This window comes from Corynebacterium tuberculostearicum (assembly GCF_013408445.1).
GTDB classification, from domain to species: domain Bacteria; phylum Actinomycetota; class Actinomycetes; order Mycobacteriales; family Mycobacteriaceae; genus Corynebacterium; species Corynebacterium tuberculostearicum.
This window is the reverse complement of record NZ_JACBZL010000001.1, coordinates 1-14,600: the sequence shown is the minus strand read 5'-3', so window position 1 is coordinate 14,600 and position 14,600 is coordinate 1. Positions and strand designations below refer to the sequence as shown.

Sequence of the window (14,600 nt, the reverse complement as noted above, 5' to 3'; positions counted from 1 at the left end):
TTAATGCGGGCACACAGAGAGGACTAACTACATGGGACGCCACTCCGCTAAGAACCGTATGGCCGCTAAGTTCACCGCCGGCACCGTCGCCTTCGGCGCCGCCGCTGCCATCATGGCACCGACCGCATCCGCTGCCCCAGATTCCGACTGGGACCGCCTGGCACAGTGCGAGGCCGGCGGCAACTGGCACATCAACACCGGCAACGGTTACCAGGGCGGACTGCAGTTCAACCCGCAGACCTGGCAGGCTAATGGTGGCGGCCAGTTCGCTGCTACCGCTGACCAGGCTACCCGCGAGCAGCAGATTGTCGTCGCCGAGCGCGTGCTTGCTTCCCAGGGCTGGGGCGCATGGCCGGCTTGCTCCGCTTCCCTTGGCCTGAACTCCGCTCCGACCCAGCGCACCGCTCCGTCCGCTGCCCCTAAGGCTCCGGCCCAGGCACCGGCTCCGGTCAAGCAGGCTGCCGCTCAGAAGTCCGACGAGCTGGCTGTTGATGCTCTGTACAACACCATCAAGAATGCCGCTAACTCCTACGGCCTGGCACTGCCTGCGCAGTTCACCGAGCTGTACAAGGCTAACCGCCACGACTTCAACAACTTCTACTCTGCCAACCGCAACGTCATCGACCCGATTGCGCAGATGATTGAGAACATCACCCGCTAAGACATAGCGATAAAGGGCCCCTTTGCAGTAGCAAGGGGCCCTTTTTGTATGAAAGAAAAATCCCCGCTCTAAAGCGGGGAAATACTCTAGCGATTGATGCGAGTATAAGGGTGAACGTAGTTCAGCTTCTCTGCCGGCATGGGCAAGATCAGATCATCGCCGTAGGGGCTGGATGCACCAGCAAAAGGCGCAGAGATTTCGGTGATTGCGTGCTCGCGGTTTTCGTTCTTCGGCCAAGCCGGGGAAACGTGACCCTTCTTCTCATTCGACATAGCCCTTATTATTTCAAACCTTGCGCAAAAACGTAACTCAAACGATAACTAAACTGGGGTGACATCATGACTCAGTCTTCCCACCTCCCGCATTTCCGCACGTGGCTCGCCTCCCTTGAGGAAGAAGAGCTGGCCACCATCCTCCGCAACCGGCCGGATGTGCTCAATCCGCTACCCCCGAGCATCGCCGCGCTCGCTACCCGCCTGCTACTGCGCACTTCTATCGCGCGGGCGCTCATGGACTGCACTGCACGGCAGCTTGCGGAAATTGAAGACATCGCGCGCCGCGGAGGGGAACTCGAAGAAGTAGAAGACCTTAATCCGGATATCACCCGCCAGCTCAAGGAGCGCGGCCTGGCCTACGGCAACATCCTCATCCCGCCCGAGGTCATGCCTGCCCTTCCCACAGGCTGGTCACTCCTCGACCAGGTCCAGATCAGCCCGGAGGACATCGCCGAGCTGCCGGACGAAGAACGGAAGGTTCTCGAGACCCTGTCGCGTTCCAATGGCTTGGGCACCACGCGAGACGCGGCCATCGATGCGGATCCGGCCCGGCCGATTCCGCGGCTCATCGCCAAGCAGCTGCTCCAGCGCGTAGACGCGACCACCGTCCGCCTGCCGCGCCCCGTGCACCTGGCGCTCAACGGCAAGCCCACCGCACCAATCCCGGTGGAAGGAATCACCGAATCCCCTACCCCGGATTCCAAGGCCGATGATGCCGGTACCGCGGCCGGCCTTTCTGCCGTGCGCGGCATGCAGCGCGTCATTGACGCCCTAGGCAGGCGGCCGATAGAACTGCTCAAGGACAAGACCGTCGGCGTTCGCCAGCTCACCAACCTGAGCAAAACCCTCAACCTTGATGAGCAGGAGTTACGCCGCCTCATCGGCCTGGGCATGAGCGCCCGCCTGCTCAGCCGCGGCGAGCCGAAAAACTTCGACGGCAATTTCCTCGCGCCAACGGAGCTCGCCCAGACCTGGATCGATGCGGGCCTCGCAGAAAAATGGCAACTTCTTCTCGAGGCATGGACTGCCTCCCCATGGACAAAGGAGGGCCGCACGCTAGCGCACACCAATGACCGACTGCCGGAATTTAGACAAAGGGTCCTGCAGGTCTACCTGCGTGGGGCGAAACCCACCTTCGAAGAATCCCTACGCTTCCACTTTCCGCTCTTTGCCACTCACACTTCGGACGAGACCATCGCCGAACTCCGCGCGGAAGCCGAGTGGATCGGCGCCATTGCCCTCGAGCACCCCACCAGCGTGCTTATCGACGCCCCCGACGCCGCTGCCCGCCTCACCCCCGACACGGTCGACTACTTTCTCATCCAAGCGGATATGACCGTATTGGTTCCCGGCCCGCTCGATCCGGAGACCCACCAGCGGCTCGAATCAGTCGCCGACCTCGAGTCCCCCGGCCTGGCCAGCGTCTATCGCATCTCGGATGCTTCCCTGCGCCGCGGACTGGATCGCGGCATGACTGGGGAGGAAATCCAGGCCTTTTTCGCCGCCCACGGGGAGGTGCCGCAGACGCTGGAGTTCCACATCGGGGACGTCGCCAAGCGCCATGGCACCCTGCGCTCGGGCCCGGCGCTGTCCTACCTGCGCAGCGAGGACCCGGCGCTCCTCCAGATTGCGCTCAAGGCCGCGCCTTTGCGCCTGCTCGCGCCCACCGTCGCGGTGTCTCAATTGCCGGTGCACGACCTGCTAGAACGACTACGCGACCACGGACTCTCTCCCGCAGCCGAGGACGAAAGCGGCGCCAGCCTTAACGTCGCGCCCGAACCGGCTACCTTGCCAACCCCCACCGCCCGCCGAGCCACCGCTTCCCCGGACATCGCGAAGGCGATGCGCACCCTGCGCGACGACGCCGCACCTTCCACTCCCAGCCTCGATATAGTCCACGCCGCCGCACGCACTGCCCGGCCGATCACCATCGGCTATGCGGACAAAAACGGCAACGAAAAGAAGCGCACCGTCACCCCGCTGACCGTGGCGGGCGGGCAGATCGACGCTCGCGCGGCCGATGGCTCTACCATCCGGTTTCCCTTGCACCGGATCACCTCCGTTACGCTGGAGCCATGAATGGACCATTGATTGTGCAGTCGGATAAGACCGTTCTGCTCGAGGTGGATCACGCCCAAGCCTCCGAGGCCCGCGCCGCGCTCGCTCCCTTTGCGGAGCTCGAGCGCGCCCCCGAGCACGTGCACACCTACCGCATCACCCCGCTCGCGTTGTGGAATGCCCGCGCGGCCGGGCACGACGCCGAGCAGGTCGTCGACGTCCTGGAAAACTACTCCCGCTTTCCCGTCCCCCAAGCCCTGCTTGTCGACGTCGCCGAAACCATGTCCCGCTACGGCCGCGTCCGCCTCCACGCCCACCCAGCCCACGGCCTCATCCTCGAGTCCGATGAGCCGCCCATCCTCGAAGAACTTACCCGCGGCGCTACCGGAAAACTCCTCGGCGCGCGCATCGACGAGAACTCCATCGCCGTCCCGCCCTCCGAGCGCGGCCGCCTTAAACAAGCCCTCCTCAAGGCTGGCTGGCCAGCCGAGGATCTCGCCGGCTACGTCGATGGCGAGTCCCATCCGATCGCCCTCAATCACGACGGCTGGCAGCTGCGTGACTACCAGCAGTACGCCACCGAGGCCTTCTGGTCCGGCGGCTCCGGCGTCGTCGTACTCCCATGTGGCGCTGGCAAAACCATCGTCGGCGCCGCTGCAATGGCCAAGGCAGAATCCACCACGCTCATCTTGGTCACCAATACCGTCGCCGGCCGCCAATGGCGCGACGAGCTCCTGCGCCGCACCACCCTGACCGAAAACGAAATCGGCGAATACTCCGGCGAAAAGAAGGAAATCAAGCCCATCACCATCGCCACCTACCAGGTGGTCACGCGCAAAACCAAGGGCGAATACCGCGCCCTCGAGCTCTTCGATTCCCGCGACTGGGGCCTCATCATCTACGACGAGGTCCATCTCCTTCCCGCCCCGGTGTTCCGCATGACGTCGGACCTTCAATCGCGGCGTCGGCTAGGGCTTACCGCTACCCTCGTGCGCGAGGACGGCCGCGAGGGCGACGTCTTCTCCCTTATCGGCCCCAAGCGCTACGACGCCCCGTGGAAAGAACTCGAAATGGCCGGCTATATCGCCACCGCCGAATGCATCGAGGTCCGCGTGGATATGGACGCCGAGGAACGCATGCTGTACGCCACCGCCCAACCTCGCGACCGCTACCGCATCGCCGCCCAAGCCGCCGCCAAGCTCCGTGCGGTGGACAAGATCCTGGCCCGCCACCCACAGCAGGCGCTCATCATCGGCGGTTATGTCGACCAGCTCAAAGAGCTCGGCGCGCATCTCGACGCCCCCGTTATCGACGGCTCCACCTCCACCGCCAAGCGCGAACGCCTCTTCCAACAATTCCGGGACGGCACGCTCCCTGTACTCGTCGTGTCCAAGGTGGCCAATTTCTCCATCGACCTTCCCGAGGCGGCCCTAGCCATCCAGGTCTCCGGCACCTTCGGCTCCCGCCAAGAAGAGGCCCAACGCCTCGGCCGACTACTCCGCCCGAAGGAAGAAGAGGCTCTCTTTTACTCGCTGGTCACCCGCGATAGCCTCGACGCGGACTACGCCGTGCACCGCCAACGCTTCCTCGCCGAGCAGGGATATGCCTACCGGCTTATCGACGCACTAGACTTAGAACAATGAAAATCTTCAAGTTCGACGTAGACGAGTCCTTTGCCAAGGCCAACAACGAGCTCTTGCGCGATTCCAACCGCCTTCGCATCTCCGGCCTCGTACTGGGCATCCTGCTCATCATCGGCGGCGCGGCCATCTGGTGGGGATTTTCCTGGGGCATTACCATCGGCCTCGGCATGATCCTTTTCGGAATCATGGTGGCCATCGTCGGCTTCGCCGCCGCCCGTAAAGTCGGCACCGCCCAGCAACTCTATGACTCCTATCCCCTTGCTCCGGCTGTCATCGCTGAGGTCAACGAGCGCGACATGGTCCTGCTCGCCCTGGTCAACACCAACGTGGATCCTTCCCTGCCTCCCCGCTGGGCTGCTTGCCTGCGCACCGTGACTGCCATTCCCGGCATCCAGCGAACCGTGGGCACCAAGGTTCCCGTCGCCGCTGTTTCCGGCCGCGCGGACAATAACCACTGGCAGCAAATTACCCCGATGCCCATCGCTTGGGGCACCCCCGACGCCGAGACCGTCACCATCGCCCGAAAGTCCATCCCCCAGGAGGAATGGCAGCGCCTCGAGCGCGCCCGCAAGCGCCTTTCCGACGTGAAGGCCACGAAGTTCGACCTTCTAGTTCTCTAGGACTCCATAAACCTTTCTGGGTACAGCATTACTTCTAGGAGCGGGTCCGGCCACTTGTTGAGAACTATCTGGGCGACCTCTTCCTCCCCTTCGGGTGTCTGGTTCGGAGACATCGTTCCGCATGTCTTATGAGATAGTTCCGGTCTAACCAGCACTAATGTCTCATTACATCGATCCGGTAGAAAGCCGTGAGGCTAAAACTGCCCAGAGATGGCGAAAAGCGATGTGTCGAGACATCGATCCTCCATGCTTTAAAAATGGAGAAGAGCTCAAAACCAAGCCCAAAAATCATCATCGAAACCATGCTCGCCACCGGTATGACCCAGGCCGAAGCAGCTGAACACTTCAATGTCAGCACACGATGGATCCGAACACTTCAAGCCCGCTACCGAGACGGCGGAATCAAGGCGCTAGAACCACGATCTAAACGCCCTCGCACGAATCCTCGAGCACTCGATCCCAGTACTGTCGACCGCATCCTTCAACTGCGCCAAGACCTCACAAAACGCGGTACCGATGCCGGTGCCCACACCATTCGATGGCACCTACAACAAGATGGAATCGACCCACCACCAGCACCGTCAACAATCCACCGAGTTCTGACAAACAACGGTCACGTCACACCACAGCCACAAAAGCGTCCCCGCAGCTCATGGACACGATTCCAAGCCGATCAACCTAACGAAACATGGCAAATGGACTACAGTGACTGGACCATCGCAGGACACAAGCGCGTAGTCATCCTCACCATCTTGGATGACCACTCCCGGTTCATCATCTCGTGCCACGCCTACAACAACGCTACCGTGGCAAACGTCATGGAAAGTTTCATTAACGCAGGGCAAATACACGGCTTTCCGCAATCCACCCTCACCGACAACGGCCGAGCATTCACAACCAGCACAGACCGGACAAACCCCGCGCGAAACGGATTCGAGCAACTGCTCATAGACCTAGGAATCAAGCAGAAAAACGGTAAACCCTACCACCCCCAGACACAAGGAAAAGTTGAACGCTTCCACTACACCCTTAAACTAGCCCTAGCAAGCAAAATACCAGCTCAAAGTCTCGATGAACTCAACTCTCAGCTAAAAGAAATCATCGAATACTACAACCACAAACGCCCCCATAGAGCCCTAAACAGAACCACCCCCGCAGAAGCCTACACAGCACTGCCCAAAGCTCTCCCAGCAGACATCAAACCAGACCACGACTACCGCCTACGCACTGACAAAGTAGGCACCAACGGCAAGACAACCCTGCGATGGGGTGGCAAACTACGCCGCCTCTACATCGGGCGCCGATGGGGCGGCGAACCAATCACCATGGTCTGCATCGACAACCGCGTAAGCATCAAAATAACCACCACTGGGGCACAAATCGCCGCCTACACACTCGCCGAAGAAAAGATCTATTACAACAAGAAAGACAACGAACTTGACCCCCAACAGGGCAACTGAAAACGAAAAATCTCGAGGCATCGACCGGAACGATGTCTCGAGACTTCACATTCCTCCCCTTCGGGGAAATGATCCCTCGCTAGTTCCACCCAGAATTGCCCGCAAGACCGCGCCTGCCAATCTGGATCAGATTCGGTTCCACGCTTCGCGTACTCCCACGCAGCGTCATTCTCACCGATTTCTTCTAAGGCTTTAGCTGCCTCTTCGAAATAAACCGCGTAGCTACCCTCAGCCAAGTGTGTACGAATAATTGCTTCGACGTCTTGATCTAAAACCGCAAAGCGCTTCTCCATATACTTACGGCGGATAACATCTGCGTTTTCCGCCCAAGCGCGCACCCGAGTCAGGCCGTCTTCTCCGAGGAGCGTTGAATATGCAACAGGGTCAAGATCGAAGTAATCAACCTCGTTGCTCTCATGGAAATCAATGAACCACTCGGCCAGCTCCATTGGCGCAGGCTTGGCGCGCTGTGCGCTCTTAGCATGGAGCTCGATAAGCTCTTCAACAACCTCACTTAACATGCCAAGTGAGTCATCCGCATTGGCTATCACATCTACGGCAATCTCCAGCGCTTCTTGCACAACCGAGAAGACTTGGGCTGGATCCTCCGAAGGGTCCTCCACGGCAAAATCGAGCACGCCAATTCCATCTTGCATTTTCAGTGCACGTCTAGCTGCCCGATCCTCATCAAGAAAGGATCGGGTCCTACTCTGAAAAAATGGCAAGGCGATGACAGCCTGTGGGCTCATGAGACTAGCCTCCTCGGTACGCTATCAGCCCATTTTAACGGCGTCCCCTACCCTGTGGAGGTCTTCCTTTCTGTTCGTTGTTGTTGGTGTGTGAGGTACTGGGCCCAGGTGTGGTTCCAGTGTGTGTGGTGGGGTGGTCTAGTTGGTAGGTGCCGTCGCGGTGGAGCCAGGCGATGGTTCCGGTGATGGGGTCGAGGATGTAGTGGATTCTGCGGTCGGTTTTGATGTTGTGGTGGTGTTGGCAGAGGTTTACTAGATTGTCTGGGCTGGTAGGCCCGCCGAGATGGTATTCGATGCGGTGGTCGAGTTGGCATCTGGTGGCGGGGACGGTGCAGCCGGGCCAGCGGCAGGTAGCGTCTCTGCCTTGGGTGTAGGCGCGGATGTCGGTGCTGGGGGTGTAGGAGTCTGCCTCGTCGGCGTTGAGTCGGCGGATGAAGGTGTTGTCTGTGGGGGCATGGTTGAGGTTTATCCATCCGGCACCGGGGTGATAGACGAGGTTGGTGTCGGGGTTGGTGGTAAACGTGTTGATGGCGACGCTGGTGTGGGTGTCTTCCAAGATGAGGTCGATGAGTGCTTGTGCGGCGGTGGTTTCGGCCTGGTTGGTGTAAGCGTCGATGTGGCGGGCGATGATGGTGGCGGTGGCACTAACGCAGGTAAGCGATAGTGTGGTGGTGTTATCGGGGTTGTAGTTGATGCGCAGTCGCGGTTCGGGTTTGTCTTCTTTGTCTTCGGGGCGCAGGTGGGTGTCGATGAAAGTGCGGATAAACCGGCGCAGATCCGCATCGGTGGGGACTGTTTGGTTGGGTGTGGTGGGGGTCAGAAAGTCTGCGAGTGCGGCGTCGATGGCTTCGAGGTGGTCGGGGTTGTCTTCTAGGCGGGTAAGTTCTCGGTCGATGATGCGCAGTTTGGTCAGGTCGAGTATCCAATGGTGGCCTTGGACTTCGGTGACGAGGGGTAGTTGGCGCATGCGGAAGTGAGCGCGCAGGAAGCCTAGAAGCTTGTGGTAAGAGATGCCGAGGTCTTTGGCGAGGCTGGTGAGGCTCAGGTCAACGTCGTCGTCTAGTTGGGGGAGGATGGCGCGGTAGAGGAACCAGGAGGTTTTGCGTGTGTAGGTGCCGGCTTTGCCGATGTGGTTGCCGGGTGCGTTGGTGGTGTAGAACACTTCCGGCATATCACCATCGTCTAGGGAATCGGTGTCGTGTGCGTTTGCGGGGTGGTCACCGATGAGGAGGGTGTCTGGGTAGTCGAGGGTGGTATCTGGTTCGGGCGGGGCAAGTGTGGCAGTCATGGACGGGACACTCCAGAAGAGAAGAACAGGGTTCGTATGTGTTTTCTAACGAGCGTCCTTATAGTATCCCAGCTGGTGGACATGTGCCTTGTGTGGGGGTGTTTATGTTCGAATAGGATACCCTAAATCCGCAGGGAACCCCAGAATCGCACCCCACACATTGGCAGGGGTAAAAGCAAAGGTTTAGGGTTGGGCGGCGTCGGCAAGCTGGTTGCTAATTTCAGGGCAGTCAGCAAACTTCCGCTGCAGGCGACCTAAGAAGTCCTCAAATAAAGCCGGCTCAGCTGCTTTCTGAACTTTCCCGAGCAACCCATACGCTTGGTCGCGACCATAGGCATCTTCTGTTTCCAGCTTCTTCTCAATAAGCTGCATAAGAACGGGAATGGTCTCGTCCGGCAGGTACGGAAGAAGTCGTTCTGCCACATTGCGTTGGAGCCCGGCGTCCGAGGCTGTCGCCCATGCTCGTTGCGGATCGCGTAGGCACTGATACTGAAACATTGCAAGATCCCAGGGCTTATCGCGCAGCCGAGCCTCGATGTGCTCCACTGCGCTATCCCCCACCGCCGCAAAAAGACCTTTCGCTCTCGAAAGCGTTGGAAACGCGTCGAATACTCGCTCATTGACGTAAGGGCTGCGGTGAGGAAAGTGGACGTCGGTAATCGCGGCCCAACCACCAGCAATGTTGAACGTTTCCTCAGCGGGGAGGATTCGCATCGCTTCTTCCGAGTACGTGTAAGCAAGGTCGAACCGGCCGATCTCCGAAAGCCCGCTAATGAGCTGCTCGTATCCGTCCGTGTGGGTACGAAATACCTCCTCGACAGAACCGGAAAGCACCGCTAACCGACGACCGACATACTCACCCTGCGCACGCTCGCGCAGCTCTTTGACGCCTTCAGGCCCTAAAGCCTCCGCGTACTGTACGGGGTCGATATCGACCTGCTCCGCATACGGCGACTCAAGAACGCCCAAGAGCCACTCGGCTAAGCGCAGCCCGTCAACCTGGGCCAATTGGGCGGCCTGAGGTAGTTCCTGGGCCAAGCGCCCCGCGCACCAGATCACGGACCCAACCGGATCATTAACCAGCGGCAACTGTAGCAGAACCTCTTCTAGCGCCCGTTGCGCGACCGGAAAGATATCGCAAGGCTCTATTGACTTGACGCCTTCGCTGGTCAGGCGTTGAGGCTCATCAATTGCCACATTCAAAAGCACACCCGCCTGCCACACCTGGTCGGCATACGCCCGTGAATCGTCGGGGTCAGTCAGATTCAAACCTGAGGGGTTTACAAGGGTGTTGGTTGCTTCGTCAAACGTCTGCACTACTTCTGGCATTCCTTTAGATCCGCGAGAAACTCCTTCAGCGCTTCCGTGAGCTCCCATATCTGGTTACGCTCCTCCTCAAACATGCGGTCAACGAGGAAATCCACGCCGGCCAAATCATCCGGATGCAGGCTGTCCAAGTAAGCCAGCAGCTTATCGACGCCTTCGAGGCCAAGAATTCCTTGCTCGACCTGGTCCACCACATAAGAAATTTGCTTTTGGTCCATGGTGAGGAGAATAGCAAAACATAAAAAGAAGGAGACGGTGGTTTGCCGTCTCCTTCTCATTAATACTGTATTTTGTTGTTTGTTTTTGTTTGGTGTCGGCGGTGACTTACTCTCCCACAACCTCCCGGTTGCAGTACCATCAGCGTGTGCAGGCTTAGCTTCCGGGTTCGGAATGGGACCGGGCGTTTCCCTGCAGCTATTGACCACCGACAAACATACGAAGCATTCCAACCCTTAGGTGTGCTTTCGGGTGTTGTGTCAGATACTGCATAGTGGACGCGGTCACGACAGTGACTGTTTCTTCTTCTTACTTTTTTGTTGAGTTACACCAATGTGTGTTGGTGTTTGTTGTGGTCAATTAGTACCAGTAGCCTTCACACCTTACAGTGCTTCCAGGTCTGGCCTATCTACCCTATCGTCTTTAGGGGACCTTAACGAAACCTCATCTTAAAACAGGCTTCCCGCTTAGATGCTTTCAGCGGTTATCCCTTCCGTACGTAGCCAACCAGCGATACCCCTGGCGGGATAACTGGCACACTAGAGGTACGTCCGTCCCGGTCCTCTCGTACTAGGGACAGCTTTCTTCAAGTTTCAACGCGCGCGGCGGATAGAGACCGAACTGTCTCACGACGTTCTGAACCCAGCTCGCGTGCCGCTTTAATGGGCGAACAGCCCAACCCTTGGGACCTACTCCAGCCCCAGGATGCGACGAGCCGACATCGAGGTGCCAAACCATCCCGTCGATATGGACTCTTGGGGAAGATCAGCCTGTTATCCCCGGGGTACCTTTTATCCGTTGAGCGACACCACATCCACAAGTAGGTGCCGGATCACTAGTCCCGACTTTCGTCCCTGCTCGACATGTCTGTCTCACAGTCAAGCTCCCTTGTGCACTTACACTCACCACCTGATTGCCAACCAGGCTGAGGGAACCTTTGGGCGCCTCCGTTACATTTTGGGAGGCAACCGCCCCAGTTAAACTACCCACCAGGCACTGTCCCCAACCCAGATCATGGGCCAAGGTTAGATGCTCAATCCGATCAGAGTGGTATTTCAACAACGACTCCACCACCACTAGCGTGATAGCTTCCAAGTCTCCCACCTATCCTACACAAACCGAACCAAACACCAATACCAAGCTATAGTGAAGGTCCCGGGGTCTTTTCGTCCTGCCGCGCGTAACGAGCATCTTTACTCGTAGTGCAATTTCACCGGGCCTGTGGTTGAGACAGCAGAGAAGTCGTTACGCCATTCGTGCAGGTCGGAACTTACCCGACAAGGAATTTCGCTACCTTAGGATGGTTATAGTTACCACCGCCGTTTACTGGGGCTTAAATTCTCAGCTTCGCAGTCAAAGACTACTAACCGGTCCTCTTAACCTTCCAGCACCGGGCAGGCGTCAGTCCATATACATCAACTTAACGTCTTCGCATGGACCTGTGTTTTTGATAAACAGTCGCTTCCCTCTATTCTCTGCGACCCCACAACGCTTCCAGCCGCAAAGACCTTCACGTCGTGAGGCCCCCCTTCTCCCGAAGTTACGGGGGCATTTTGCCGAATTCCTTAACCACAGTTCACCCGAACGCCTTAGTATTTTCAACCTGACTACCTGTGTCGGTTTAGGGTACGGGCCATACACACACATCGCTAGAGGCTTTTCTCGACAGTACAGGATCACCACCATCAACCCTTGTGGGTCTACGCATCACGTCTCAACCAAATGTGTGGCGGATTTACCTACCACACGATCTGCACGCTTACACCACCAATCCAATAAGTGGCGTGGCTACCTCACTGCGTCACCCCATCACTTGAACCACACATCAGGCCCCACGACATCAACACCACCAATCTTCAAAGAAGACTAGCAGTGCATCCGCGGTGGTTAGTATCAGTGCTTTATCATGGGCGCGCATGTACGGGTACCAGAATATCAACTGGTTATCCATCGACTACGCCTGTCGGCCTCGCCTTAGGTCCCGACTCACCCTGGGAAGACGAACTTGACCCAGGAACCCTTAGTCATCCGGCGGATAGGATTCTCACCTATCAATTCGTTACTCATGCCTGCATTCTCACTCGCACACAGTCCACGCCTCCTTACGGTAACGCTTCCACCCATGCACGACGCTCCCCTACCCAAACAAAAAATGTTTGCCGCGGCTTCGGCGGTGTACTTGAGCCCCACTACATTGTCGGCGCAGAACCACTCGACCAGTGAGCTATTACGCACTCTTTCAAGGATGGCTGCTTCTAAGCCAACCTCCTGGCTGTCTTCGCGATCCCACATCCTTTTCCACTTAGTACACCCTTAGGGGCCTTAACCGGCGATCTGGGCTGTTTCCCTCTCGACTATGAAGCTTATCCCCCACAGTCTCACTGCCGTACAACACAATTAGTGGCATTCGGAGTTTGGCTGACATTGCTAAGATTGTAGTCCCGCTCAACCAACCAGTCGCTCTACCTCCACCAAGCTATAATACGACGCTGCACCTAAATGCATTTCGGGGAGAACCAGCTATCACGGAGTTTGATTGGCCTTTCACCCCTACCCACAGCTCATCCCCGCAGTTTTCAACCTACGTGGGTTCGCGCCTCCACAACCTCTTACAGCTGCTTCACACTGGCCATGGGTAGATCACCCCGCTTCGGGTCCAGGACATGCCACTTTGCACCCCATTAGGATTCGGTTTCCCTACGGCTACCCCACACGGGTTAACCTCGCGACATGCCGCTGACTCGCAGGCTCATTCTTCAAAAGGCACGCCATCACACACACACACACACGGTGCTCTGACGGATTGTAAGCACATGGTTTCAGGAACTATTTCACTCCCCTCCCGGGGTACTTTTCACCATTCCCTCACGGTACTCATACACTATCGGTCACACTGAGTATTTAGGCTTACCGGGTGGTCCCGGCAGATTCACAGCAGATTCCACGAGCCCGCTGCTACTCGGGCAACCCAACAACCCACATGCCATTGTCTTCAACTACAGGACTCTCACCTTCTCCGGCAGGCCATTCCAAACCACTTCACCTAACAACAACACACGAGCACGATGATGGTAGTCACCGTCAATTGGGGCCCACAACACCGCACACACAACCCCTACCAGGTATCACATGCACACGGTTTAGCCTCATCCACGTTCGTTCGCCACTACTAGCAGAATCATTATTATTTTCTCCTCCTACGGGTACTGAGATGTTTCACTTCCCCGCGTAAACCCCCACAACAGCTATGAATTCACTGAAGGGTAACCCCACATAACCAGGGCCAGGTTTCCCCATTCGGACATCCTCGGATCAACGCTCAATTGACAACTTCCCGAGGCTTAACGCAGCCTTTCACGTCCTTCATCGGCTCAGCATGCCAAGGCATCCACCATGCGCCCTTAATAACGAACACACAAACCACCCACACCAAAAAGCGCAGGTGGCCACACAAGTGAACTTGACAAAAAATTGATTAAAGAAAAAAGAAATCACACAAACACACACAAACAAACCACACGGCCCATTCATCTGTGTTTAATGCTCGCGTCCACTATACAGTTCTCACACAACACCCCAACCACACCCTGCCAACACGAACCGTGTCAACAAGCCTTATGGTCAGGCACAAAAAAGGGGATAATGCCCCAGACACCCAACAATGCACCAACATACAAACAACATTATTTCTTGTTCAACTGTGCATGGACAACGTGTGTCACAAAGCGCCATTCAAACACTTGGTTTTGCCTCATCGGTGTGTGTTTCACCCGGACAATTTTCAATAATAAAAGGCCGGCAGCATGACACTCGCATACTCAACCAACCAAGGGTGCAACTGCACCCGAAAAATAAAAGCTCCTTAGAAAGGAGGTGATCCACCCGCACCTTCCGGTACGGGTACCTTGTTACGACTTCGTCCCAATCGCCGATCCCACCTTCGACGGCTCCCTAACAAGTTTGGGCCACCGGCTTCGGGTGTTACCAACTTTCATGACGTGACGGGCGGTGTGTACAAGGCCCGGGAACGTATTCACCGCAGCATTGCTGATCTGCGATTACTAGCGACTCCGACTTCATGGGGTCGAGTTGCAGACCCCAATCCGAACTAAGGCCGGCTTTCAGCGATTCGCTCCACCTCACAGTGTCGCTGCGCGTTGTACCGACCATTGTAGCATGTGTGAAGCCCTGGACATAAGGGGCATGATGATTTGACGTCATCCCCACCTTCCTCCGAGTTGACCCCGGCAGTCTCTCATGAGTCCCCAACCAAATGCTGGCAACATAAGACAAGGGTTGCGCTC

The 14,600-nt window shown here is 57.5% G+C and carries 10 protein-coding genes and 3 rRNA genes; 5 read left to right on the top strand and 8 right to left on the bottom strand.

The genetic code is table 11. The features are described from left to right. The first annotated feature begins 31 nt into the window (after nucleotides 1-31). A complete protein-coding gene (locus BJ985_RS00065; protein ID WP_179386190.1) occupies nucleotides 32-661 on the top strand; it encodes a resuscitation-promoting factor Rpf1 domain-containing protein in 630 nt (209 codons plus the stop codon). Between the two features lie 86 nt (nucleotides 662-747). Here the strand turns inward: BJ985_RS00065 and BJ985_RS00060 are convergent, their stop codons facing one another. Beyond that, nucleotides 748-933, bottom strand: coding sequence for a hypothetical protein (locus BJ985_RS00060; RefSeq protein WP_023022020.1), 186 nt, complete (start codon nucleotides 931-933; stop codon nucleotides 748-750). 66 nt (nucleotides 934-999) lie between these two features. Here BJ985_RS00060 and BJ985_RS00055 point away from each other — a divergent pair, with 66 nt between their 5' ends. From BJ985_RS00055 to BJ985_RS00040, 4 genes are all read left to right on the top strand, one after another. Further along, nucleotides 1,000-3,015 (top strand): helicase-associated domain-containing protein, encoded by a 2,016-nt coding sequence (locus BJ985_RS00055; RefSeq protein WP_179386189.1) that lies wholly within the window; start codon nucleotides 1,000-1,002, stop codon nucleotides 3,013-3,015. Continuing rightward, nucleotides 3,012-4,637 carry a DNA repair helicase XPB gene (locus BJ985_RS00050; RefSeq protein ID WP_179386188.1) on the top strand — a complete coding sequence of 542 codons (1,626 nt, stop codon included), beginning with the start codon at nucleotides 3,012-3,014 and terminating at the stop codon, nucleotides 4,635-4,637. Before BJ985_RS00055 ends, BJ985_RS00050 begins: the two co-directional genes overlap by 4 nt. Continuing rightward, nucleotides 4,634-5,257, top strand: a complete 624-nt coding sequence (locus BJ985_RS00045) for a DUF3239 domain-containing protein (RefSeq protein WP_005323881.1) — start codon at nucleotides 4,634-4,636, stop codon at nucleotides 5,255-5,257. The genes BJ985_RS00050 and BJ985_RS00045 overlap by 4 nt, the downstream gene beginning before the upstream one ends. Nucleotides 5,258-5,514: 257 nt before the next feature. Further along, complete coding sequence (locus BJ985_RS00040) at nucleotides 5,515-6,717, top strand: IS481 family transposase (protein WP_179386187.1); 1,203 nt, start codon at nucleotides 5,515-5,517, stop codon at nucleotides 6,715-6,717. Here the strand turns inward: BJ985_RS00040 and BJ985_RS00035 are convergent. The 7 genes from BJ985_RS00035 to BJ985_RS00005 all read right to left on the bottom strand — a co-directional run. Next, complete coding sequence (locus BJ985_RS00035; protein WP_236587061.1) at nucleotides 6,672-7,466, bottom strand: DUF6880 family protein; 795 nt, start codon at nucleotides 7,464-7,466, stop codon at nucleotides 6,672-6,674. The genes BJ985_RS00040 and BJ985_RS00035 overlap by 46 nt on opposite strands. 34 nt (nucleotides 7,467-7,500) lie before the next feature. After that, entirely contained in the window at nucleotides 7,501-8,754 is a 1,254-nt protein-coding gene (locus BJ985_RS00030; RefSeq protein WP_236587060.1) for an HNH endonuclease signature motif containing protein, read from the bottom strand. Between the two features lie 183 nt (nucleotides 8,755-8,937). Then, entirely contained in the window at nucleotides 8,938-10,071 is a 1,134-nt protein-coding gene (locus BJ985_RS00025) for a hypothetical protein (protein WP_236587059.1), read from the bottom strand. Beyond that, a complete protein-coding gene (locus tag BJ985_RS00020; RefSeq protein ID WP_005323886.1) occupies nucleotides 10,071-10,298 on the bottom strand; it encodes a hypothetical protein in 228 nt (75 codons plus the stop codon). The genes BJ985_RS00025 and BJ985_RS00020 overlap by 1 nt, the downstream gene beginning before the upstream one ends. Before the next feature lie 93 nt (nucleotides 10,299-10,391). After that, nucleotides 10,392-10,509: ribosomal RNA gene (rrf, locus tag BJ985_RS00015) — 5S ribosomal RNA — on the bottom strand. A 128-nt stretch (nucleotides 10,510-10,637) separates the two neighbouring features. Next, nucleotides 10,638-13,711, bottom strand: a 23S ribosomal RNA gene (locus BJ985_RS00010). Between the two features lie 451 nt (nucleotides 13,712-14,162). After that, a 16S ribosomal RNA gene (locus BJ985_RS00005) occupies nucleotides 14,163-14,600 on the bottom strand; the annotation flags it as partial.

What these genes read in the sequence shown, in the direction of transcription:
- BJ985_RS00065 (WP_179386190.1), top strand. Translation starts at nt 32, where the DNA reads ATGGGACGCCACTCCGCTAAGAACCGTATGGCCGCTAAGTTCACCGCC.
- BJ985_RS00060 (WP_023022020.1), bottom strand. Translation starts at nt 933, where the DNA reads ATGTCGAATGAGAAGAAGGGTCACGTTTCCCCGGCTTGGCCGAAGAAC.
- BJ985_RS00055 (WP_179386189.1), top strand. Translation starts at nt 1,000, where the DNA reads ATGACTCAGTCTTCCCACCTCCCGCATTTCCGCACGTGGCTCGCCTCC.
- BJ985_RS00050 (WP_179386188.1), top strand. Translation starts at nt 3,012, where the DNA reads ATGAATGGACCATTGATTGTGCAGTCGGATAAGACCGTTCTGCTCGAG.
- BJ985_RS00045 (WP_005323881.1), top strand. Translation starts at nt 4,634, where the DNA reads ATGAAAATCTTCAAGTTCGACGTAGACGAGTCCTTTGCCAAGGCCAAC.
- BJ985_RS00040 (WP_179386187.1), top strand. Translation starts at nt 5,515, where the DNA reads ATGGAGAAGAGCTCAAAACCAAGCCCAAAAATCATCATCGAAACCATG.
- BJ985_RS00035 (WP_236587061.1), bottom strand. Translation starts at nt 7,466, where the DNA reads ATGAGCCCACAGGCTGTCATCGCCTTGCCATTTTTTCAGAGTAGGACC.
- BJ985_RS00030 (WP_236587060.1), bottom strand. Translation starts at nt 8,754, where the DNA reads ATGACTGCCACACTTGCCCCGCCCGAACCAGATACCACCCTCGACTAC.
- BJ985_RS00020 (WP_005323886.1), bottom strand. Translation starts at nt 10,298, where the DNA reads ATGGACCAAAAGCAAATTTCTTATGTGGTGGACCAGGTCGAGCAAGGA.